24 protein-coding genes and 1 pseudogene are annotated in these 20,137 nt (G+C 71.6%); 15 read left to right on the forward strand and 10 right to left on the reverse strand.

Annotation, left to right across the window (positions count from 1 at the left end; genetic code table 11):
- Positions 1–3 precede the first annotated feature (3 nt).
- The 4 genes from ABEG17_RS08675 to ABEG17_RS08690 all read right to left on the reverse strand — a co-directional run bounded on the left by ABEG17_RS08675 (position 4) and on the right by ABEG17_RS08690 (position 2,609).
- Positions 4–960, reverse strand: coding sequence for an endonuclease/exonuclease/phosphatase family protein (locus ABEG17_RS08675; RefSeq protein ID WP_406832879.1), 957 nt, complete (start codon positions 958–960; stop codon positions 4–6).
- A 46-nt stretch (positions 961–1,006) separates the two neighbouring features.
- Complete coding sequence (locus ABEG17_RS08680; protein WP_406832880.1) at positions 1,007–1,399, reverse strand: methyltransferase family protein; 393 nt, start codon at positions 1,397–1,399, stop codon at positions 1,007–1,009.
- Between the two features lie 199 nt (positions 1,400–1,598).
- Entirely contained in the window at positions 1,599–2,210 is a 612-nt protein-coding gene (locus tag ABEG17_RS08685; protein WP_406832881.1) for a dienelactone hydrolase family protein, read from the reverse strand.
- Between the two features lie 96 nt (positions 2,211–2,306).
- Entirely contained in the window at positions 2,307–2,609 is a 303-nt protein-coding gene (locus tag ABEG17_RS08690) for a hypothetical protein (RefSeq protein WP_406832883.1), read from the reverse strand.
- Positions 2,610–2,864: 255 nt separating this feature from the next.
- On the opposite strand from ABEG17_RS08690, the gene ABEG17_RS08695 reads away from it, so the two are divergent.
- The 3 genes from ABEG17_RS08695 to ABEG17_RS08705 all read left to right on the forward strand — a co-directional run bounded on the left by ABEG17_RS08695 (position 2,865) and on the right by ABEG17_RS08705 (position 5,479).
- Positions 2,865–3,242: a YciI family protein gene (locus ABEG17_RS08695; protein ID WP_406832884.1), complete on the forward strand. Its 378-nt coding sequence runs from the start codon at positions 2,865–2,867 to the stop codon at positions 3,240–3,242.
- Between the two features lie 73 nt (positions 3,243–3,315).
- A complete protein-coding gene (locus ABEG17_RS08700) occupies positions 3,316–4,596 on the forward strand; it encodes an RNA polymerase sigma factor (RefSeq protein ID WP_406832885.1) in 1,281 nt (426 codons plus the stop codon).
- A 52-nt stretch (positions 4,597–4,648) separates the two neighbouring features.
- On the forward strand, positions 4,649–5,479 hold the full coding sequence (locus ABEG17_RS08705) for an alpha/beta fold hydrolase (protein ID WP_406832886.1): 831 nt from the start codon (positions 4,649–4,651) through the stop codon (positions 5,477–5,479).
- Here ABEG17_RS08705 and ABEG17_RS08710 read toward each other — a convergent pair.
- Both ABEG17_RS08710 and ABEG17_RS08715 read right to left on the reverse strand, forming a co-directional pair.
- Entirely contained in the window at positions 5,465–5,914 is a 450-nt protein-coding gene (locus ABEG17_RS08710; protein WP_406832887.1) for a hypothetical protein, read from the reverse strand. The two genes, ABEG17_RS08705 and ABEG17_RS08710, sit on opposite strands and share 15 nt — an antisense overlap.
- Before the next feature lie 48 nt (positions 5,915–5,962).
- Entirely contained in the window at positions 5,963–7,390 is a 1,428-nt protein-coding gene (locus ABEG17_RS08715; protein ID WP_406832889.1) for a class I SAM-dependent methyltransferase, read from the reverse strand.
- Between ABEG17_RS08715 and ABEG17_RS08720 the strand changes: the two genes are divergently transcribed.
- On the forward strand, positions 7,389–8,051 hold the full coding sequence (locus tag ABEG17_RS08720; RefSeq protein WP_406832890.1) for an HAD family hydrolase: 663 nt from the start codon (positions 7,389–7,391) through the stop codon (positions 8,049–8,051). The genes ABEG17_RS08715 and ABEG17_RS08720 overlap by 2 nt on opposite strands.
- Positions 8,052–8,061: 10 nt before the next feature.
- Here the strand turns inward: ABEG17_RS08720 and ABEG17_RS08725 are convergent, their stop codons facing one another.
- Positions 8,062–8,559, reverse strand: a complete 498-nt coding sequence (locus ABEG17_RS08725; RefSeq protein WP_406832891.1) for a GNAT family N-acetyltransferase — start codon at positions 8,557–8,559, stop codon at positions 8,062–8,064.
- Positions 8,560–8,688: 129 nt separating this feature from the next.
- Between ABEG17_RS08725 and ABEG17_RS08730 the strand changes: the two genes are divergently transcribed.
- The 6 genes and pseudogenes from ABEG17_RS08730 (at position 8,689) to ABEG17_RS08755 (ending at position 14,785) form a co-directional block, all read left to right on the forward strand.
- A complete protein-coding gene (locus ABEG17_RS08730) occupies positions 8,689–11,490 on the forward strand; it encodes a LuxR C-terminal-related transcriptional regulator (protein ID WP_406832892.1) in 2,802 nt (933 codons plus the stop codon).
- Positions 11,491–11,654: 164 nt separating this feature from the next.
- Positions 11,655–12,446, forward strand: a complete 792-nt coding sequence (locus tag ABEG17_RS08735) for an alpha/beta hydrolase (RefSeq protein ID WP_406832893.1) — start codon at positions 11,655–11,657, stop codon at positions 12,444–12,446.
- Positions 12,443–13,231 (forward strand): SDR family NAD(P)-dependent oxidoreductase, encoded by a 789-nt coding sequence (locus tag ABEG17_RS08740; RefSeq protein ID WP_406832894.1) that lies wholly within the window; start codon positions 12,443–12,445, stop codon positions 13,229–13,231. Before ABEG17_RS08735 ends, ABEG17_RS08740 begins: the two co-directional genes overlap by 4 nt.
- A gap of 85 nt (positions 13,232–13,316) precedes the next feature.
- On the forward strand, positions 13,317–13,568 hold the full coding sequence (locus ABEG17_RS08745; protein WP_406832895.1) for a hypothetical protein: 252 nt from the start codon (positions 13,317–13,319) through the stop codon (positions 13,566–13,568).
- A 34-nt stretch (positions 13,569–13,602) separates the two neighbouring features.
- A pseudogene (locus ABEG17_RS08750) lies at positions 13,603–13,896 on the forward strand (serine hydrolase); the annotation flags it as partial.
- Positions 13,856–14,785, forward strand: a complete 930-nt coding sequence (locus ABEG17_RS08755; RefSeq protein WP_406832896.1) for a serine hydrolase domain-containing protein — start codon at positions 13,856–13,858, stop codon at positions 14,783–14,785. The pseudogene ABEG17_RS08750 and the gene ABEG17_RS08755, both read left to right, overlap by 41 nt.
- Positions 14,786–14,795: 10 nt before the next feature.
- Here ABEG17_RS08755 and ABEG17_RS08760 read toward each other — a convergent pair whose 3' ends face one another.
- Positions 14,796–15,074, reverse strand: coding sequence for a hypothetical protein (locus ABEG17_RS08760; protein WP_406832897.1), 279 nt, complete (start codon positions 15,072–15,074; stop codon positions 14,796–14,798).
- 39 nt (positions 15,075–15,113) lie between these two features.
- Here ABEG17_RS08760 and ABEG17_RS08765 point away from each other — a divergent pair, with 39 nt between their 5' ends.
- The 3 genes from ABEG17_RS08765 (at position 15,114) to ABEG17_RS08775 (ending at position 17,955) form a co-directional block, all read left to right on the forward strand.
- Positions 15,114–16,127 carry an AraC family transcriptional regulator gene (locus ABEG17_RS08765; RefSeq protein WP_406832898.1) on the forward strand — a complete coding sequence of 338 codons (1,014 nt, stop codon included), beginning with the start codon at positions 15,114–15,116 and terminating at the stop codon, positions 16,125–16,127.
- Positions 16,124–17,155, forward strand: coding sequence for an alpha/beta fold hydrolase (locus tag ABEG17_RS08770; RefSeq protein WP_406832899.1), 1,032 nt, complete (start codon positions 16,124–16,126; stop codon positions 17,153–17,155). The genes ABEG17_RS08765 and ABEG17_RS08770 overlap by 4 nt, the downstream gene beginning before the upstream one ends.
- Positions 17,156–17,265: 110 nt before the next feature.
- Entirely contained in the window at positions 17,266–17,955 is a 690-nt protein-coding gene (locus tag ABEG17_RS08775) for a class I SAM-dependent methyltransferase (RefSeq protein ID WP_406832900.1), read from the forward strand.
- Here the strand turns inward: ABEG17_RS08775 and ABEG17_RS08780 are convergent.
- Complete coding sequence (locus ABEG17_RS08780) at positions 17,952–18,746, reverse strand: MBL fold metallo-hydrolase (RefSeq protein ID WP_406832902.1); 795 nt, start codon at positions 18,744–18,746, stop codon at positions 17,952–17,954. The genes ABEG17_RS08775 and ABEG17_RS08780 overlap by 4 nt on opposite strands.
- A gap of 57 nt (positions 18,747–18,803) precedes the next feature.
- Entirely contained in the window at positions 18,804–19,193 is a 390-nt protein-coding gene (locus tag ABEG17_RS08785) for a hypothetical protein (RefSeq protein ID WP_406832903.1), read from the reverse strand.
- Positions 19,194–19,265: 72 nt separating this feature from the next.
- Between ABEG17_RS08785 and ABEG17_RS08790 the strand changes: the two genes are divergently transcribed.
- Complete coding sequence (locus ABEG17_RS08790; protein WP_406832905.1) at positions 19,266–19,592, forward strand: rhodanese-like domain-containing protein; 327 nt, start codon at positions 19,266–19,268, stop codon at positions 19,590–19,592.
- A gap of 6 nt (positions 19,593–19,598) precedes the next feature.
- Positions 19,599–20,114, forward strand: a complete 516-nt coding sequence (locus ABEG17_RS08795) for a hypothetical protein (RefSeq protein ID WP_406832906.1) — start codon at positions 19,599–19,601, stop codon at positions 20,112–20,114.
- Positions 20,115–20,137 lie beyond the last annotated feature (23 nt).

Below are 20,137 nucleotides of genomic sequence, written 5' to 3' on the forward strand. Positions count from 1 at the left end.
CGATCACCTGGTCCCGGTGTCGAACTCGACCCACAGCGGGTAATGGTCCGAGATCCGCCAGGACAGCTGGTTCAGGGTCATCCCCGGAAAGACGTGCGGGACGAAGTCGAACGAACCGCCGCGCCTGGTGTAGTCGAGGCCCTGCAGCAAGGACTGGCCCGTGTCCGTGGAGAACCACGCGATCTGGTCGTAGAAGTGCTGCTGTCCGGGGGTGTCGAAGATGGTGCGCGGCACGGCGTTGAGCTCGGCCGGTGGGAAGAGGCCGGTGGAGACGAATGCCTGGTAGAGCGGGTCGTCGAGGCGGTCGAGATTGAAGTCCCCGAGCACGAGCAGGTTGTGGTTCCAGTCCTTGGGCTGGTCGGCCCACTGCCGCATCCACTGCGCGAAGGCCGTGATCTCGGGCAGGCGGTCGGCGGCCGACTTGTCCCACAGGACGTGCACGGTGGTGAGGATGAACTCGACCCCGGCGCGGGTGAAGCCGGCCGCATACGGAGTCCGCGCGAACTGGCGGGTCGGTTGCCCGGCCGACGACGGCAGGACGAGCTCCCCCACCAGGCCGGACGGCTGGACCCGGTCGGCGCGGTAGAGGAAGGCCAGTCGCTCCCCGTTGCCCTCGGGTCCCTCGGTGACGTCGGAGATGATCAGGCGCCACTGGTCACCGAGCCGCTCCAGCAGGAACCGGGCAGCGGTCGTCTCCCGGCGGGTCTCCTGGATGGCCATCACGTCCATGCGGGAGACGACCTCGGCGATGCAGGCGACCGAGTGCCAGTCCCGCTTCGGCGAGTCAGCCCGACCACTCGCCCACTTCGCCGTGAGGTCGGCCAGGGCGCGCAGGTTCCAGGTGCCGATCAGCAGGTTGGTGTCGGTCCGGGCCGGGATGGCCGCGTCCAGGGCGACCGCCAGGTCGGCGAGGTCAGCGGTCACCTCGGTCGGCGGCGGCTCAAGCGTTGCTTGGCTCACGCTTCATGGTGTCGCGCCGCGGTCCCGCTGACCCGCCACACGGAGACTAGGACCGCTGCTGGTCGACCAGTCGTTGCAGCCCGTTGAGGGACCGCTGGTCGATCCACCGGGGCGAATTCGCCTGATACGCCTCGTATGCAGCCCCGAACTTCTCGTGCAGCGCCGCCTCCTCCACGGGGATCTGGGTCCGGTCGATGAAGGCGACGAACCCAGCCACCGGCAGGAGTGCGGCCCACGAGCCGCGCCACGCGGCGTGCGCCAGCAACAGTCCGGACAGTCCGACATACATGGGGTTGCGGGTGATGGTGTTGGCACCACTGGTGACCAACACCGAGGCGTGATCGGGTTGGAGCGGGTCGAGGGTGGTGCCGCTGCGGCGGAAGCGGGTCGCGGCGCTCGCCGCCATCGCGACGGACGCGAGCGTGATGGTTGCTGTCACCGCGGCGCGACCCCCTCCCGGCGGCCGTGCTTGGCCCGACAGGGCACGCTGGGCGACGGCTGCCCCCACTGCTGCTAGCGGGGGAGGGATGTGTGGCATGTCGTCCACCCTCCGCCTGCGCGTGGGGTTTGTCGAGGGTCCCGACGCGAAATACGCTGGTATGACACGGATCGAGGGCGCTGCGGGGGCGTGGTTGGCGTCAGGAAGGCTCTGACTCGCTCGTACCGGGGGAGACGCGGTCGAGGAACTCGAGCGCGCGCTGGACGAGCAGCGTCGCTGCCGCTGGGTCGTAGGCCGGCAGCGAGGAGTCGGTGAAGAGGTGCTCCTCGCCGGGGTACAGGAACAGCTCCGCCTGGTCGGTCGAGGCGACAAGCTCCCGAGCGAAGTCGAGGTCTCCGCCGTCCTCGGTGAACAACGGGTCGCCATCCATGCCGTGCACCTGGACCGGGACGCCCTCGGGCCAGTGCTCCCCGAACTCCGAGACAGGCAGGCAGGCGTGGAACAGCAGTGCACCTGCTGCGCCCGCCCGGGTCTGCGCCAGCTTCTGGGCCGGCATCACACCGAAGGAGAAGCCGGCGTAGACCACGCCCGCTGACGGCAGGCCCTCGGCGGCAGCCACGCCACGGTCGAGGAGGGCGTCGAACCCCGTCTCGCGGGCGAACGCCATACCGTCCTCGATCGTCGCGAACGTCCGTCCGTCGAACAGGTCCGGGGTGTGCACGGTGTGCCCTGCCCGCCGGAGCTCCTCGGCGATGGCCACGACTCCCGTGGTGAGTCCCTGGACGTGGTGGTACATGACGACCTCGGTCATGTCGCTCTCCTCTGCCGGATCAATCCAAGAGTGTGGAATGTTCCGTGAGGGTAGCGGCCCAGGTGTGGCCAGACGGTCCCGACTTACCCGGCTTACTCAGGCGTGCGCGGGTGCCCTGACCTCGTTGACCACAGGGAACACCGTCTCCTGCGGGGGCTCGGCGAACCCGCCGGCGATGCCCGCCTGCATGCGCGGCATCAGGATCGTGTCGCGGAAGGTCTCCCAGCTCTCCTTCGACTCGTGCACGGCCACGATGGTCCAGCCGTCTGCGGAGGGCCCGGCGGCGTGGAACAGCTGCCCTGCCGGCAGGCTGCCGTCGGCCGGGTGCACTGCGCGGATCGAGGCTTCGTACTGATCCTTGGTGCCACCCTTGAACTGGTGAACGACTCCATAACTCATGGGACTGGCCTCGCTTCTCTGGTCCACCCCGGCCCGGTCGCGGGCGGCCCGGGACGCTCTCGGCGGGGCTTCTTCGACGCTACGCGCCGGTCGGAAACGTGTCGACGGACAAACCAGCCCACTCGCTCGACGTGGCGCCCGGCAACCGGTATCCCTACGGGGCCAGAACTTTTCTGAAGTCGATGTCGAAGAGCTCGCCCGCTGTTCGACGTATGCGTGACAGAGCAGTCAAACCACATCGGAAGGACCAGTGACATGCCTCGCTTCATGGGATTCGTCAGGATGGAAGAAGGCATCGGCGCGCCGCCGCAGGCGCTGATGGACGCGATGGACAGCTACATCGGGGAGCAGGCCGGCAAGGGGGTCTTCCTCGACGGCGGAGGTCTGTACGGCACGGAGGACGCGGTGAACTTCGTCGTGCGCAAGGGCGAGACCTCCCGCGTCGACGGCCCCTACGCCGAGTCCAAGGAGGTCGTCGGGGGCTGGGCGATCATGCAGTACGACACCGTCGAGGAGGCGGTCGCCGGCCAGGAGGAGTTCGCCGAGCTGCACGCGAAGTACTGGCCGGACTGCTCGATGGTCGCCACCCTGCGCCAGATCTCGGACATGCCGCCCGAGGCCGCCGAGGCCTGACCCGGCCCCACCACAGGCTCGACGAGGCCGGATGCTGCGACTCGTGCGGCGTCCGGCCTCGTAGTCTCGGGGCGTGCCAGACCAGAGCGCGACCACCGAGGCGATCACCACCGCATGGCGGGCCGAGTCCGCGCGACTCGTCGGCGCGCTGACGCGGATGACGCGCGACGTCGACCTGGCCGAGGACCTCGCGCAGGACGCGCTTGTCGCCGCGCTCGAGCAGTGGCCGACGACTGGTGTGCCGAGCAACCCCGCCGCGTGGCTGATGACCACGGCCAAGCGCCGCGGCGTCGACCACTTCCGCCGCGCCGAGAACCTGCGCCGCAAGACCGAGGAGCTCGGCCACGCACACGGAGAGGAGGAGCAGGTGCCCGATCTCGACGCCCAGGTCGACTACATCCAGGACGACGTGCTGCGCCTCATCTTCCTGTCCTGCCACCCGTCCCTGACCCCGGAGTCCAGGGCCGCGCTGACCCTGCGCCTCGTCGGCGGCCTGACCACCGGCGAGATCGCCCGTGGCTTCCTGGTCGCCGAATCCACCATGGGCCAACGGATCTCGCGCGCCAAGAAGACGCTGTCCGAGTCCCGCGCGGACTTCGAGATCCCGTCCGGATCGGAGCGTGCCCAGCGCCTCGACGACGTGATGGCCGTGATCTACCTGATCTTCAACGAGGGGTATGCAGCCGCCGCCGGCGAGCACTGGATGCGGCCCGCCCTGGCGACCGAAGGCATACGGCTGGCCCGCATGCTCGCTGGGCTCGCCCCCACCGAACCGGAGACGCTGGGGCTCCAGGCGTTGCTCGAGATCCAGGGCTCTCGCATGGGCGCGCGGCTGGACGAGACCGGCACGCCGGTGCTGCTGGAGGCCCAGGACCGGACCCGGTGGGACCAGGAGCTGATCCGGCGAGGGCTGGCCGCGCTGGCCGGAGCGCGGGTGCTCGCCGCGCGCGGGAAGCCGGTCGGCAAGTACTTCCTCCAGGCCTCGATCGCCGCGCAGCACGCCCGCGCCCGGCGGCCCGAGGACACCGACTGGCGCCAGATCTCGATGTTGTACGACGTGCTCGCCGAGGCGGCGCCGGGGCCGATCGTCGAGGTCAACCGCGCGGTCGCCCACGGCCGAGCGTACGACCCGGACGCCGGGCTCGCGGTGCTCGAGGACCTGGACGCCGACCAGCTCGGTGACTCGCCGCTCGTGCCGAGCGTGCGCGGCGACCTGCTCGAGCGGGCCGGACTGCACGCCGACGCCGCGGAGGCCTTCACCGAGGCGGCCACGCGGTCCCGGAACGAGGCCGAGCGCGCGGTGCTGCAGCGCCGGGCCGAAGAGAACCTGGCGCACGTGTCGAAATCCGGCTGACCCGTTCGACGCATGGTCAAAGACCGTCGAAGACCCTGACCGAGGAGACATCATGACCACCGTGACCACCACCACCAGCACCCGCTTCGTCACCTCCGCCGACGGCACGGCGATCGCCTACGACGTGACCGGGACCGGACCGGCTGTCGTCGTGGTCGAGGGCGCCCTGTGCCAGCGCACGATGGGCACCGCGAAGTCCCTGATCCCGCAGCTGTCCGAGGACCACGCCGTCTTCGCCTACGACCGGCGCGGCCGGGGAGAGAGCGGTCCCGGGTCGTCGCCCTCCACCGTGCACCGTGAGGTGGAGGACCTGGTGGCGGTGCTCGAGGCCGCCGGTCCGGACGCCCTGGTCGTCGGAGCCTCGTCTGGAGCGGTGCTGGTGCTCGAGGCGCTGCGGGCGGGCGTCCCCACGGGGAAGGTCGCGCTGTACGAGGCGCCGTTCATCGTCGACGACACCCACGCCCCCAACGACGCCGACCTGGGCGCTCGGACGCAGGCGCTGGTCGACGCGGGCCGGTCCGGTGATGCGGTCAAGCTGTTCATGCGCACGGTCGGCCTGCCGGCGTTCGGCGTGATGATGATGCGCCTGATGCCGGTCTGGAAGAAGCTCTGTGCCGTCGCGCCCACGCTGCCCCACGACTACGCCCTCGTCCTGGAGCACCAGCAGGGCAAGCCGCTCCCGGCCGGCTGGCTGTCCGGCGTCACCGTCCCGGTCCTGGTGATCGTCGGCGGCAAGAGCCCGCAGTACATGAAGAACTCGCAGGCGGCGCTCGCGGCCGCACTCCCGGACGCAACGCTGCGGGAGCTGCCCGGGCAGACGCACATGGTCAAGGGCAAGGCCACGGTGCCTGTGCTCCGGGAGTTCTGGTCAGGGGCTCGCTGACTGCTCCACGCGCTCCTGGAGGCGCTCAAGTCCGGAGCGGATGTGGGCTCCATACCCGTCGTCGGGGAGCGAGCTCGCGGCGCTCAGGCCGGCAGTGACCTGCGTCCTCGCGTCGTCGACCCTGCCCTGGCGCAGGTACCCGTCACCGAGGTTCAGGTGCAGGCTCGGGGCCAGGGCTTCGGCCGAGGTCATGCCCACCGGCGCCAGGTCCGCGTCGACCACGTGCGCGTGTTCGGACAGTGCAGCCTCGTCCCAGGCCACCTCGTCCTCCAGAGTCGACTGCAGGTCGGCCAGGTAGTGGGCCATGACGCACCGCTGGGCGTGGTCGGTGTCGGCGGTCGCGGCCCAGCACTGCGCCAGTGCGTCGCGTCCCCGCTGCTTCTCGCCACCGAGGGCGAGCCCGATCGCGTCCGTGATGTCGCCCCAGTCCGTCATGGCGTCGAGGCTAGGACCGAGGTCCGACACGGGTCGACGGAGCGAGGGTCACGGCTGGCCGAGCAGCCCGGCGCGGGTGCGGGGGAGCCCGCTGGTCCCACCGGGGCCGGTCCTGACGGCGAGGACCTGGTTGACCCCGAGACGGTTGGACTGGAACCCGAGCGCCGAGCCCGCCATGTACAACCGCCACACCCGGGCACGGCCCGCGCTGGAGAGCCGGACCGCCTCGTCCCAGTCCCGTTCGAGGTTGGCCACCCAGGCGCGCAGGGTGTCCGCGTAGTGCTCGCGCAGCGACTCCACGTCACGGACCTCGAACCCGGCCGACTCCAGCACGTCGACCATCGTCGACATCGGATGCAGTTCGCCGTCGGGGAAGACGTAGCGGTCGATGAACGAGGTCTTGTCCCCCTTCGGGTCACCCGGAGGGCCGGGCCGACGCGAGATCGCATGGTTGAGCAGACGCCCACCGGGGGCCAGGAGCCCGTGGAGGTGCGCAGCATACTCGGGCAGCTGGGAAGCGCCCACGTGCTCGGCCATCCCGATGCTGGCGATCGCGTCGTAGGGGCCGTCGGGGACGTCGCGGTAGTCCTGCACCCGGATCTCGACCCGGTCCTCGATCCCCAGCGAGGCGACGGTCGCGCGGGCCGAGGCCGCCTGCTCCTGCGAGAGGGTGACCCCCACCGCCGTGACGCCGTACTCGCGGGCCGCGTGGATCACGAACGACCCCCACCCGCACCCCACGTCCAGCAGGCGCATCCCCGGCGCGAGGCCCAGCTTGCGCGCGACGAGGTCCAGCTTGGCGCGCTGCGCGTCCTCCAACGTGTATGCCGCCGAGGGCGCCTGCTCGAAGTACGCGCAGGAGTAGACCATCGACGGGCCCAGGACGAGCGCGTAGAAGTCGTTGCCCACGTCGTAGTGGTGCGAGATCGCCTGAGCGTCCCGGCCGCGCCCGTGCCGGCGACCGGACAGCCGGATCTCCTCGGCCGGCGGCCGGGGCGGTGGGCCCAGGGCGCCGAGGCGGATGACGGCCTTGATGACAGCGGCCCTGGTGTCGGGTCCGATGTTCACGCCCGGTCCGCGCTCGGGGTCGGCCAGCGCGTCCAGCCGGGTCAACGTGTCGAGCAGGTCCCCCTCGATCTGGACGTCGCCGGACACGTAGGCCCGGGCGAACCCCAGCTCGTTCGGAGCCCAGACCAGGCGGCGCAGGGCGCGCCGCGAGACGAAGCGGACGACCACGTCGGCATCGGCGGGCCCGATCGAGCTGCCGTCCCAGCAGACGATGCGCACCGGGAGATCGGTGCCGAGCGCGGCGTCGACCAACGGGCGCAGGATCTCAGCGGCCTTCATCGCACCTCCCAGGGGTTCACGAGCCACCGTAGTGGCCGGGTCGAGCGCTTCGCCCTGGAACACCTCGTCCTCCTGCGGCCAGCTGCCGCGGTCGTTTGGCCGGGCCCCCGTGGGGTAGGAAGAAGGCATGGCAGACACGGCAATCTTCGACGTCGACGGCACCCTCGTGGACACCAACTACCAGCACGCGCTGGCGTGGTTCCGCGCCCTGCGCCGCTACGACATCACCCGTCCGATGTGGCGCCTGCACCGGGGCATCGGTATGGGTGGGGACCAGTTCGTGGCCGCCGTCGCCGGCCGGGAGGTCGAGGAGGCCCACGGGGACGCACTGCGCGAGGCGTGGTCGGAGGAGTTCGACCAGTTCATCGGCGAGATCCAGCCCTTCGAGGGCGCGCACGAGCTGCTGGCCGCAGTCAAGGAACGCGGCTTCCGGCTGGTCCTGGCCAGCTCGGGCAAGACCGAGCACGTCGAGGCCTTCCTCGACCTCATCGACGGCAAGTCCCTCGCCGACGCCTGGACGACCTCCGACGACGTGGAGAAGAGCAAGCCCGAGCCGGACATCGTGGCGGCGGCGCTGGCCAAGGTCGAGGGCGCCAGCGGCGTCATGGTGGGTGACTCGATCTACGACGCCCAGGCAGCGGCCAAGCTGGGCATCCCCACCCTCGGGGTCCGCACCGGCGGGTTCTCGGTCGGCGAGCTGCACGAGGCCGGCGTCCTGCAGGTCTTCGACTCGCTGGTGGCCTTCCGCAACGCCCTGGACGGCACCCCCCTGGCTCGCCCCAGCCGCTGACCGTGGAGCGTTACAGGTCTCGCTCGTAGGCCAGCATGATCGGGCCGTCGTCGCCCTCGGTCCGACGAAAGCCGGCTGCCTCGTAGAGGCGCTGGGCCCGGTGGTCGTCCTCGCTCGTGATGAGGAAGGCGTAGTCGGCGCCTTCTTCCCGCGCGACCTGCATGGCATGGGTGATCAGCGCGCGGCCGTGCCCCCGGCCACGGTGGTCCGGCACGACATACAGCTCCGCCAGGTAGGCCTCCTGGCCCGTGCTCCACAGTGACGGAGCGAGGCGCACCACCGCGACCCCGACGGCGGCGCCGGTCTCGTGGTCGCGCGCGAGGAGGACCCAGAGCTGTCCTGTCGCAATGAGTTCCATCAGACGGGCTGCGAGCTCCCCGGGTGCAGGGGTCGGCTCGTCGTACTCCACGTTGAAGTCGTGCAGGAGCTGCGCTGCAGCCGCAGCGCCCTCGTCGCCCGGCGTCCCGACGACGAGCTCGATCATGGTCTGCACCTCCCCATTGGCCACGACTCCAGTGTGCCGCTGCGTCACGTCGTCGGCCGCCCATCCATGGTGTCGACATCCTGGGTCACCGCCAACCGCCCCTGACCCCGGAGACTGTGGACAGCGGGCGCGAACCAGATCATGCTCGACGACGTGAGTTCTGCGCCCGCGGGTGGCCTCGTCGGTCGTCGTGAGCTGCTGGACGCCCTCGTGCGGCGACTCAACGCAGCGAGCGCCGACCCCGCCACTGACCTCGGCGCCGACCCCGGCACTGACCCTGGCGCAGCGCCGGTCGTCGGCCTCGTGGGCGGTCCCGGGGTCGGCAAGAGCGCCCTGCTCGGCCAGCTGGAGGGCCATGCCCGAGCGGCCGGTCACACCGTGCTCACAGCCCGTGGCAGTCACGCCGAGGCCCACCTTCCGTACGCCAGCCTGCACCAGCTCGTGCGCCCCACCCTCGCCCGCATCGACGCCCTCCCGGTCAACCAGCGCGAGGCGCTCCTGTCCTGCTTCGCGATGGGCGCCTCCATCGAGGTGAACCCGTTCTTCGTCTCCCTGGCGGTGCTCGAGCTCCTCGTCGAGACGGCCGCCCAGGCACCGGTGCTCGTCAGCCTCGACGACCTTGGCCTGATGGACCAGCCGTCCCTGGAGGTGCTGTCCTTCGTCGCCCGTCGGGTCGAGGGAGAGGCCGTGCACTTCGTCTGCGCCTCGCGCGCCCGGGTCCCCGACTTCGGCGACGACCGCACCGTCACGTGGATGGAGGTGGGCGTCCTCGACGAGACCTCGGCCGCTGCCCTGCTCCAGGCGACCGCCCCCGAGCTCGCACCGGGCCTGCGCGAACGCGTCCTTCGTCAGTCCGTCGGCAACCCGCTCGCCTTGATCGAGATCGCGACGGCGCTGCGGTCCGGCGGCGACCAGTGGCCGGAGCTCGACGGGGACCTGCCGATGACCGATCGCCTCGAAGCCACCTTCGTGGCGCGCGCCGACCACCTCGATCCGGGCACCCGCGCGGTGCTGGACGTCGCCGCGGTCGACGGAGGCGACACCCTGCACGAGGTGCTCGCGGCAGCCGAGCTCGTCCACGGCGCACCCCTGGGTCGACCCGACGTGCAGCCCGCCGTCGAGCTGGGACTGATCGAGGTGTCCGGTGACCGCTACCGGCTGACCCACCCGCTGATCGGCTCGGCGCTGCGGCACGCGATGCCCCTGGAGACCCGCCACCGTGCCCACGAAGCACTCGCCACGGTGCTGCGGTCAGACCCCGACCGTGCGCTGTGGCACCGGGCGTCCTCGACGTCGGGGCCGGACGAGGACGTGGCCGCTGCCCTGGAACGCGCCGCCGGAGACGCCCGACGACGGGGAGCCGTCGCCACGGCGGTAGCCCGGCTGGAGCGAGCGGCAGCCCTGAGCCACGCCGGCGCGGACAGGGCCAGACGGCTGCTGGCCGCCGCTGAGCTTGAGTACGAGCTCGGCCGGTATGCCCGCGTCGAGCAGATCCGTACCCAGCTCGGCGCCATGCCCCTGTCGGTGAGCGACCGGTCGCGACTGACCTGGCTCGAGGGGGTCTTCCACGACGGGTCCTCGAGCGAGCCCGCCGAGGTGCGGCGCCTCGTCGCCCTGGCCCGTCGTGCCACCAGCGAGCGGGAGGTCGACCTGGCGCTGCAGCTGCTCTTCGGTGCCGGCCGTCGGGTGTGGTGGCGCGACCCGGGTGAGGACGTCCGCCGCGACATCGTCCGTGCCGTGCGGGCGGTGCCGCTCCCCGTCGACGACCCCCGGGTGCTGGCGGTGCTGGCGCTGGCCGACTCGCTCGCGTCCGGGCCGGAGGTGCTTTCCCACCTCGAGGGCTGGCCGGCCGATGCGCGGGGTCGGCCCGACCTCGCCGGCCTGCTGGGTATCGCGGCCTTCTGCGTGGGCGACCACGAACGCGCCGCGGCATACCTGTCGACGGCCGCGGTCGAGCTGAGGGCCCACGGCCGGCTGAGCCTGTTGGCCGAGGTGCTGGCCATCCGCGCCTGGGCCGAGGTGAACCTCGGCATCTTCGACCCGTCGCGCTCGGCTGACGAGGCCATGCGCCTTGGCGACGAGACCGGGCAGGCGGTGTGGGCGGGCACCGCCCGCATCGCCGTCGCCCTCGCCGATGCCGTGCGCGGCGACTGGGACCCGGACCACCCTCTCCTCGCAGCAGCCGAACGCACCGCCCTGCTCACCCCCAACGCCAGCTCCTCCCTGCTGGCGGGCGTGCAGCTGGTCAGGGGCATCGGTGAGCTCGGCCGGACCCAGCCCGGGCAGGCGTATGCAGCGCTGCGCCGCACGTTCGTGCCGACCGACCCCGCCTTCCAGCAGGTCCAGCAGTTCTGGGCGCTGGGCTACCTCGCCGACGCGGCGGTCCCTACGGGGCGCCGGGAGGACGCGTCGCAGGTCGTGGACTCGATCGCGGGACCGGCCGGCCCTGCTCCGTCGCCGGTCTCGACGGTGGCCGTCGAGTACGCCCGGGCCGTCCTCGCCACCGAGGACGACGCCGAGGAGCTCTTCGGCCAGGCGCTGGGCGGCGCGGCGCGACGGTATCCGTGGCACTTGGCGCGGTTGCAGCTGGCGCAGGGGTCCTGGCTGCGTCGGCAACGACGGGTCGTCGAGTCGCGAGACCCGCTGCGCGCGGCACGAGGGACCTTCACGACCCTCGGCGCCGCCGTCTGGGCGGCTCGCGCCGACGACGAGCTGCGCGCCACCGGCGAGCAGGGATGGCGACCGCAGACACGGCCGCGCGAGCAGCTCTCGGTGCAGGAGACGCGGATCGCCGAGCTCGCCGCGATGGGCCTGTCGAACCGCGACATCGGTGAGCGCCTGTTCCTCTCGCACCGCACCGTGAGCTCGCACCTGTACCGCATCTTCCCCAAGCTGGGCATCACCAGCCGGGGCCAGCTGTCACGGGCACTGGCCAGCGAGAGCCCGTTCGTCTGACCGCCCCGGCTTTCAGTCAGATGACGCTAGCCGTGACGTCGTCGAGGGTGGCCCGTCCCTGACCGATGCAGCCGCCTGACCCAAGCCGTGCCGAGTCCCGCGTTCCTAGCCTCGAAGGGCAGCCGGGGACAACCCGCTCCCGGCGCGACGATAGGGGAGATCTCATGGCAACACCAGTGCTGTTCATCCACGGGTTGTGGCTCCACGCCACCTCGTGGGACGCGTGGGTGACGATGTTCGACGACGCCGGGTATGCCGCGCAGGCGCCCGGGTGGCCGGGTGACGGTGCCACGGTAGAGGAGTCGCGGGCGCACCCCGAGGACATCGAAGACCACGGGATCGACGACGTGGTCACCCACTTCGCCTCGGTCATCGAGACGCTGCCGGAGAAGCCGATCCTCATCGGTCACTCCTTCGGCGGGATGATCGCGCAGAAGCTCCTCGGCCAGGACCTCGCTCGGGCGGCGATCGCCATCGACGCGGCCCAGATCAAGGGTGTCCTGCCCGTGCCGCTCTCGGCGTTGCGCGCGACCCTGCCGGTGTTCAAGAACCCGGCGAACCGGCACCGTGCCGTCAGCCTGACCCCCGAGCAGTTCCGGTTCGCCTTCGCCAACGCCGTCCCCGAGGCAGAGTCCGACGAGCTGCACCAGCGTTGGACGATCCCGGCTCCCGGCAGGCCGCTGTTCGAGGCTGCGACGGCGAACTTCGACCCGCACTCCCCGGCCAAGGTGCAGACCGGCAACCAGTCCCGGGGACCTCTGCTGCTCATCGGCAGCGGTAAGGACAACACCGTGCCGGAGGCCATCACCCGGTCCACGCTCAAGCAGTACCGGCACTCCGAGGCCGTCACCGACATCGTCACCTTCCCCGACCGTGGGCACTCGCTGACCATCGACTCGGGGTGGCGCGAGGTGGCCGAGACCTGCCTGCGCTGGCTCAAGGAGCAGGAGCTGTGAAGCTCGACCTGACTGGGAAGACGGCAGTGGTCACCGGAGCCAGCCGTGGCATCGGTCTCGCCGTGGCCCAGGCGCTGATCCGCGAAGGGGCCGGCGTCGTGGCCGGGGCGCTGTCCGCCTCCGCCGAGCTGAACGCCCTGGCTGACGAGGGCGATCTGACGGTCGTCCTCGACGACCTCACCACCTCGGCCGGGTGCCAGGCCCTGGTCGACGCGGCGGTCGAGACCCACGGGGGGATCGACGTGCTCGTCAACAACGTGGGTGGAGTGCGGCCCCGCACCACGGGGTTCCTCGACGTCAGCGATGCCGACTGGCAGTGGGCGCTGGACGTCAACCTGTTCTCCGCGGTGCGGGCGACGAGAGCGGCGGTGCCCCATCTGCTGGCGCGTGCGCCGTCGGCGGTGACCACCATCTGCTCGGTCAACGCCGCCCTGCCCGACCCCGGCGTGATCGACTACAGCGCGGCCAAGGCCGCCCTGCGCAGCTTCACGAAGTCGCTGTCCAAGGAGCTCGGACCGGCAGGGGTGCGGGTCAACACCGTCAGCCCGGGACCGGTCGCGACGGCGCTGTGGCTCGGTGCCGGCGGGGTCGCCGAGACGGTGGCGAAGGCGCGCGGCCTGGACCCCGTGGCGGTCCAGCAGGCAGCCGTGGCCGGCACCCCGACCGGCCGGTTCACCCGTCCCGAGGAGGTCGCCCACCTCGTGCTCTACCTGAGCTCGCCGCTGGCGGGCAACGTGACCGGCGCAGACGTCCTGATCGACGGAGGGATGGTCACGACGATCTGACCCGGTGACGACCCGGGTACGGCACCATGGCGGGCAACGGTGCCCGACGGGTGTCGGGCACCTCCTCGAGGCAGGGAGAGCGCCGATGGCGAAGCAACCCGACCCACGACCCCCGCTGCAGCGCGCCCTCGAGACCGCAGCCGGGCTCAAGCCGGGCACGTGGGAGAGCGTGGAGGCGTTGGCGGTGCTCGCGATCGAGGCCAAGGACCTGCCCGACGGGGCTCGCCTGCTGGCCTCGGCCCGGACCGCGGCCGACGGGCTCAAGCCGGGCACGTGGGAGAGCGTCCGTGCCCTCGCCTGGCTCGCCCGCGCCGACCGTGAGCTGGACGGGGCCTGACACCATCTGGTGGGAGCGGCTTAGGGTCGCGAGCATGACCAGCCCTACCGAGCCGTTCGTCGCCGAGGGCTTCGGCCCGGTCGCGGACGCGTTCCGCCGCAACTTCACCGACCCCGGCGACGGCGCGGCGGCCGTCAGCGTTGTCCACCGCGGCCGCACGGTCGTGGACCTGTGGGGAGGGACTGACGAGGTCAACCACCGGCCGATGCCCGCCGACGGCCTGATGATGGTCGCGTCCTGCAGCAAAGGCGTCACCGCGACCGTGCTGGCGATGCTGGTCGAGCGCGGTGTCCTCGATCCTGAGGAGCGGGTCGCAACCTGGTGGCCCGAGTTCGCTGCCGCCGGCAAGGACCAAGGTCACCCTCGGGATGGTCGCGTCCCACACGGCCGGTCTGCCCTACCCGCCGCTCGGCACCGGCCTCCAAGGCCTCGACCTGCACCGCGGCGAGGCTGTCACCCGCGCCCTCGCCGGAGGGACTCCGCTCTGGGAGCCCGGGACCGCGATGGCCTACCACCCGGTGACGTACGGGACGCTGCTCGACGAGATCGTCAAGCGGGCCAGCGGGCGGTCCATCGCCCAGCACGTCCGCACCCTCATCGCCGAGCCCCTCGGTGTCGACCTCTGGATGGGGCTGCCCCCCGAGCACATCCCGCGCGTGGTGCCCGGCCTGTGGGAGCAGCAGAGCCCCATGACCCCCGACGCGGACGGCGCAGCGCCAGAACCAGGTTCCTATGCCGCGCAACGGCAGGCGTTCCTGCGGGAGAACCCGCCCATGGACCCCGACTTCGACGACCTCGACGAGGTTCGCGCCCACTACGGGGCCGAACGTCCCGGCATCGGCGCCATCACCGACGCCCGCGCCCTGGCCGCCATGTATGGCGCACTGCTCGGCCCCGTGGGCGGGATCCAGCTCGTCAGCGAGGAGACCCGCACGCGGGTGACCCGCCCGCGCACCGACGGCGTCGAGACCCTCATCGAGAGCGGGACGGCAGGGCCCGACATCCGGTTCGGGCTCGGCTACCAGCTGGCCTCGCCGAGCATGCCCGGCTTCGGTCCCACGACGTTCGGGCACACCGGGGCCGGCGGCCGTCTCGGCATCGCCGACCCGGACCACGAGGTCGGCTTCGGCTACGTCACCAGCCTGATGCGCGACATCGGCCCGCACGGTGACCCGCGCTGGAAGGCGCTCATCGACGCCATACGGACGTGTCTCTGACGGGCCGGGCTCACACGCGGACAGCGGTCGTGGAACGTCCCTGGGCGGCACGGATCGAGCGACCCGCCAACGGGCCACCGAGGGCGGCGCTGACCCAGCAGACGTCGAACACCCCTGCGCTCAGGGGCAGGACGCTCCATACGCCGGCCGCGACTCCCCACCAGTGGTCGCGGAAGACGACGGCGAACGCGAGCCACGCGAGGCCGGCGACGAGCCGGAAGGCTCGGCCTCGGTGGCTGTTGATCCACAACGAGAAGCGTGTGGAGTTGAACCGGTCGGCGGCTGTCATCTCTGTCTCCTTGGCTGAGGTGCTGACACACTCAGTCTCATGACCGTCACGCGGTCCGACCATGACGCAGATGCCGCAGGGGCTGACCGATCCGCCGCCCTCGCCGACGCGCTGGCGCAGATCCACCTGTCCGGCGCGATCTTCCTGCACAGCGAGTACACCGAGGCCTGGGCGTACGAGTCGATGTCCTCGCGCGAGGTCGCGGCCGTGCTGGCTCCGGACGCCGCGCGGCTCGTGCTGTTCCACGTGGTCCTCGCCGGGAGCTGCTGGATCGAAGCGGGGTCGGACAAGGTCTGGGCCCACGAGGGCGACGTGATCGTGCTGCCCTACAACGACCAGCACCGCATGGGTGGGCACGAGGAGGCCGAGCCGGTGTCCATCGCGCAGCTGATCGACCCACCGCCGTGGACCGCGCTGCCGCACATCGTCCACGGCACGGGCGGCGCACGCAGCGAGCTCGTCTGCGGCTTCCTCGCCTGCGACGACAGGCTTTTCGACCCGCGGATGGGGGTCTTCCCGCCGGTGTTCGTCGTCACACCGCCAGTGGGACCGGTCCGCTCCTGGGTCCGGGCCAGCAGCGACCTGGTCCTCCAGCAGACCAGCCGGACCGCCGACGACCGGCTCGGGTCACCCACCGACATACCGCAGCTGTTGCTGCGCGAGGTGCTCAAGCTCCACCTGTCGAACGCGCCGGCGACCGCCACGGGGTGGCCGGCCGCCTTGCGCGACATCGTGATCGCGCCCGCGCTCGCGGCCATGCACGGCGAGCCCGGCCACCGCTGGACCCTCGCCGAGCTGGCACGCGTGTCCAGCGTGTCGTCCACGGTGCTCGACGAACGCTTCCGCACCGTCCTCGGGCTCGCCCCGATCCGCTACCTCACCGGCTGGCGCATGCACGTCGCGGAGGACCTCCTGCGCACGACCACCCTGCCGGTCGCGACGATCGCCCACCGAGTGGGGTACGAGGCGGAGGAGGCGTTCAGCCGCGCCTTCAAGCGGCACCACGGGTCGGCGCCCAGCACCTGGCGGGAGAGGTCAGGCGTCGCCCGATGAGGCCCAGCCCGACCAGGGGCACGGCCCGCCTCGATGACGGCACCGCCATCGCGTATGCGGTCACCGGACACGGCCCGACCGTGGTCCACGTACCGGGCTGGGTCTCCCACCTCGACCTGGGCTGGGCGGTCCCTGCCGAGCGTCGTTTCTACGAGGGGCTGGCGACCGGGCGCACCCTCGTGAGGTACGACCGGCCCGGGTGCGGCTTGTCCGGCGGCACCGACCGCACGGACGTCGCCGAGCTGGAACTGGAGGTCCTGGCCGCGGTGGCGGAGGAGGTCGGGACCGACCGCTTCGACCTGGTCGGCGCCTCCTTCGGTGCGCCGCTCGCGGTGCGATGGGCCGCCCGCCACCCGTCGTCGGTGGGGCGGCTGGTCCTGTACGGCGGGTGGGTCCACGGCGACCGCGTCGCGTCGCCGACCGTTCGACAGCACGTGCTCGGGCTGGTCGACAGCCACTGGGGCCTGGCGTCGGACGTGCTGACCGACATCTTCGCGCCCGAGGCGGATGCCGGATTCCGGGCCGTCTTCGCGCGATACCAACGGGATTCGGCATCTGCTGCCATGGCGCACCAGCTGCTGGCCGCGTGCTACGCCATCGACGTGTCCGAGGACCTGGGCCGGATCATGGCGCGCACCACCGTGATCCACCGTCAGGACGACCGCGCGGTCCCGCTGTCCGAGGGTCAGCGGTTGGCGGCCGGGATCGCCGGCGCGACGCTGACCGTGCTGCCCGGTCGCACCCACCTGCCCTTCGCCGGCGACACGCAGTCCCTGCTGGGCGCCATTCGGACCGGGCTGGGGCTGCCCGCCCTCGATCCGCTCGTCGCGGCGCCCGCTCTGACGCCGCGCCAGACCCAGGTGGCCCAGCTGGTGTCCCGAGGGTGGTCGAACCGGCAGATCGCCGAGGAGCTGGTGATCAGCGAACGGTCCGCCGAGTCGCACGTCGAACGGATCCGCACGCGGCTGGGGTTCCGCTCCCGGTCGCAGGTCGCTGCCTGGTACGTCGCGTCGAACCCGCCCTCCTGAGGTGGGGAAGGTGCGGCCGGGAGGGGTCCCGGTCGGGGATGGGTCAGCGAGTCGAAGGTGCGGTATTTCCACTGCTGACGGCACCGTCGTGGCCCGGACACGCTGGATCCATGACGAACATGACCACACATCCTGACCACCCGGTCCTCGGACGCTTCAACTCCGCCTTCTTCTGGCTCATGGGCGGCTACCTCGACCGCCACATGCGCCAGCACAAAGCGGCGGTCTTCGCCGACCTCCCCGACACCGTGGTGGAGCTCGGGCCGGGCGTAGGGGCGAACCTGCGCTACCTGCCGGCAGGCGCGCGGCTGATCGCCATCGAGCCGAACCGCCACATGCACGCACGCCTGCGCAAGGCAGCGCGCACCCGGGGCGTCGACCTCGAGGTGCGCAGCATCGTCGCCGAGCACGTCGACCTGCCCGACGCCAGCGTCGACGCCGTCATCTCCAGCCTGGTGCTGTGCAGCGTCAGCGACCCGGAGGCGGTCCTGGCCGAGGTCCGGCGGATCCTGCGACCAGGGGGCCGGTTCAGCTTCGCCGAGCACGTCGTGGCCGAGGCCGGCACGGGGACGCGCACCGCGCAGCGGCTCCTGCGTCGACCGTGGGCATGGCTGTTCGAGGGGTGCTCGTGCGAACGGGATCTCGCCGGCGTGATCCGGGCGGCAGGGTTCGGCAGCGTCGACGTGCAGCCGTACCGGATCCACTCACCCTTCCTGCCGTTCAACACCCACATCGCGGGGACGGCCGTCACGGCGGACATCCCCGCGGACATCACCGCGGACGCCGCCGTCTCGTCCTAGCCGTCGAGGTGCAGGACGAAGTCGTCGAAGACGTGCCGGCCTGGCCGGTCGCCGACCTCCGCGACCGCGCGCTGGACGTCGCGCAGCTGCTCGACGGTCATCTCCAGCGGCGGCTCGTCCGGCTGGTAGGTGGTGCGGACGGGGTAGTCCTCGCCGGGTGTGGTGCTCATCTCGATGTGGCAGCCCAGGACGTGGCTCACCGGGTGCGTGTCCGCGAACGCGACGAGCCGGTCGATGGTCAACGCGTATGCCGCCGGGTCCTCGACGTAGAGCCGCCCCGGGTAGACCGTGTCCCCGGTCAGCAGGAACCCGGTCCGCGCGTCGAAGTACGTGACCGCTGCGGCGTCGTGCCCGGGGCTGGCGATGCACTCCACCACCCGGCCGCCGAGGTCGAGCAGGGCCGGGCGGTCCAGGTCCGGTGTCAGGCCGAGGTGGCGGTGCACCGACGCGCGGTCTGCCCCGACGACCCTGGTTCCGGGGCGGTCGGCGAACTGCCCGTCACCCGCGACGTGGTCACCGTGCGAGTGCGTGTGCAGGACCAGTAGCTCGTAATCTTCGCGCGGATGACGTTGCAGCCACTGGTCCACCAAGTCGTCCACGGTGCTGCGGAGCGGGAACAGCGCAGCGTCGGCGGTCGCTCCCGTGTCCAGCAGCATGGCGCGCTCGTGGCCGAACAGCAGGAACAGGAACGGCGCCTCGTAGTCGATCGCCTTGTTCTGGCGCAGGATCACCGTGGTGTCGTCGTGCCAGTGGACCTGCAGGTCCGGGTCGGTGTTGTGCTTGGCAGACACCGACCCGTGGATCCAGCTGACCTGCAACGGATCCGGACGTTTCACGGGGACCGGCGGTCAGGAGTAGGTCGGGCGGTCCGGGTGCTCGGGGTCTGCGGCGGCTGGGGAAGCGGGGCGGTGGGCCGCAGCGGTCGCGTCCTCCTCGCCATACAGCAGCTGGTCCTGGTCGGTGATGATCGACAGGGGCGCACCGTGGGCCTCGGTGAGCTGCTCGGCGAGCCGGTCGTAGGACGTGGGCGCGAGCTGCACGTCGCCGGCCTCGAGGTCGGACTGGAGTCGCGAGGCGAGGTCGGACGGCAGCGCGTCGCCGGCGGCAGCACCGAGCGCGACGACCGTGCGCACGTAGTGGTCCAGCTGCTCGGGGCTCAGTGACTCCACGAAGGGCGTGTTCAGGGTGATCGTGAGACCGCGGTCAGGGGTGTGGCCGACAGGCACCTGTTCAGTCATGCCTTCGACCCTAGCCGCGGCCGACCGGACATGCCTCGGCGAGCGGAACGCCTCGGTGGCAGGATGGCGGCCATGAACCTCCCCCAGGTGTCCGTGTCCGATGTCGCCGACGACGCCGTCCTCCTGGACGTCCGTGAGCAGGACGAGTGGGATGCGGGCCACGCGCCCGGCGCCGTGCACATCCCGCTGGGCGACCTCCCCGCGCGACTCGACGAGCTGCCCGACACCGACTCCGGCACGCTCGCCGTGGTGTGCCGCAGCGGTGGCCGTTCCGGTCAGGCGGTGGCGTGGCTGTCGCAGCAGGGGTTCGACGTGGCCAACCTCGGCGGCGGCATGAAGGCCTGGGAGGTCGCGGGCAAGCCGCTGGCCGCCGATGCCGCCGCACCGTCGGTGAAGTAGCCGGTCATGGCCTGGTTCGGTCGGGGCAAGGGCACGGAGCCGGAGCCCGTCGAGGAGCTCGAGCTCGCCTCGGCCGGTGACCAGCTCGTCGATGACGGTGAGTCGCTGCGACCCATCGTCAAGGGCCTCGGCCCCGAGGAGAAGGCCCGGATCGAGTCGGCCCTCGAGGCGCTGCAGGCCGAAGGCGTCGATGTCGACGACCTCGACTCGCTCAGCAAGGGGCTCGACGCGGCATACACCGCCTGGGCTGGCGCTGACGAAGCCAGCCGTCCCGACCACGCGGCCATCGTCGAGCGGTACGCGATCGGGATCGGCACCCACCTCGACCACGCCACCGACCTCGACTGGCAGGTGGTGACCGACGTGTTCGGCACCGACCTGTCGCTGACCGAGGGGTTCAAAGGATCCTTCGTCGTCGTCCCGCACAACCTCGTCGCCGGCCGCTGGATGCGCGGCGAGACCGGCTGGATCCCCGCCGTCGTCGGACACATCGTCCGTCGGCGCACCCGCACCCTCCGCTGACGGGACGCCCCCGGGCTGTCGGT

It is taken from the genome of Pedococcus sp. KACC 23699 (assembly GCF_045348425.1).
Lineage (GTDB): Bacteria > Actinomycetota > Actinomycetes > Actinomycetales > Dermatophilaceae > Pedococcus.

Excerpts from the sequence above, each read along its gene's own strand:
- ABEG17_RS08685 (WP_406832881.1), bottom strand. The coding sequence starts at position 2,210 with ATGACCGAGGTCGTCATGTACCACCACGTCCAGGGACTCACCACGGGA.
- ABEG17_RS08690 (WP_406832883.1), bottom strand. The coding sequence starts at position 2,609 with ATGAGTTATGGAGTCGTTCACCAGTTCAAGGGTGGCACCAAGGATCAG.
- ABEG17_RS08695 (WP_406832884.1), top strand. The coding sequence starts at position 2,865 with ATGCCTCGCTTCATGGGATTCGTCAGGATGGAAGAAGGCATCGGCGCG.
- ABEG17_RS08705 (WP_406832886.1), top strand. The coding sequence starts at position 4,649 with ATGACCACCGTGACCACCACCACCAGCACCCGCTTCGTCACCTCCGCC.
- ABEG17_RS08710 (WP_406832887.1), bottom strand. The coding sequence starts at position 5,914 with ATGACGGACTGGGGCGACATCACGGACGCGATCGGGCTCGCCCTCGGT.
- ABEG17_RS08720 (WP_406832890.1), top strand. The coding sequence starts at position 7,389 with ATGGCAGACACGGCAATCTTCGACGTCGACGGCACCCTCGTGGACACC.
- ABEG17_RS08715 (WP_406832889.1), bottom strand. The coding sequence starts at position 7,390 with ATGCCTTCTTCCTACCCCACGGGGGCCCGGCCAAACGACCGCGGCAGC.
- ABEG17_RS08735 (WP_406832893.1), top strand. The coding sequence starts at position 11,655 with ATGGCAACACCAGTGCTGTTCATCCACGGGTTGTGGCTCCACGCCACC.
- ABEG17_RS08745 (WP_406832895.1), top strand. The coding sequence starts at position 13,317 with ATGGCGAAGCAACCCGACCCACGACCCCCGCTGCAGCGCGCCCTCGAG.
- ABEG17_RS08760 (WP_406832897.1), bottom strand. The coding sequence starts at position 15,074 with ATGACAGCCGCCGACCGGTTCAACTCCACACGCTTCTCGTTGTGGATC.
- ABEG17_RS08765 (WP_406832898.1), top strand. The coding sequence starts at position 15,114 with ATGACCGTCACGCGGTCCGACCATGACGCAGATGCCGCAGGGGCTGAC.
- ABEG17_RS08770 (WP_406832899.1), top strand. The coding sequence starts at position 16,124 with ATGAGGCCCAGCCCGACCAGGGGCACGGCCCGCCTCGATGACGGCACC.
- ABEG17_RS08775 (WP_406832900.1), top strand. The coding sequence starts at position 17,266 with ATGACGAACATGACCACACATCCTGACCACCCGGTCCTCGGACGCTTC.
- ABEG17_RS08785 (WP_406832903.1), bottom strand. The coding sequence starts at position 19,193 with ATGACTGAACAGGTGCCTGTCGGCCACACCCCTGACCGCGGTCTCACG.
- ABEG17_RS08790 (WP_406832905.1), top strand. The coding sequence starts at position 19,266 with ATGAACCTCCCCCAGGTGTCCGTGTCCGATGTCGCCGACGACGCCGTC.
- ABEG17_RS08795 (WP_406832906.1), top strand. The coding sequence starts at position 19,599 with ATGGCCTGGTTCGGTCGGGGCAAGGGCACGGAGCCGGAGCCCGTCGAG.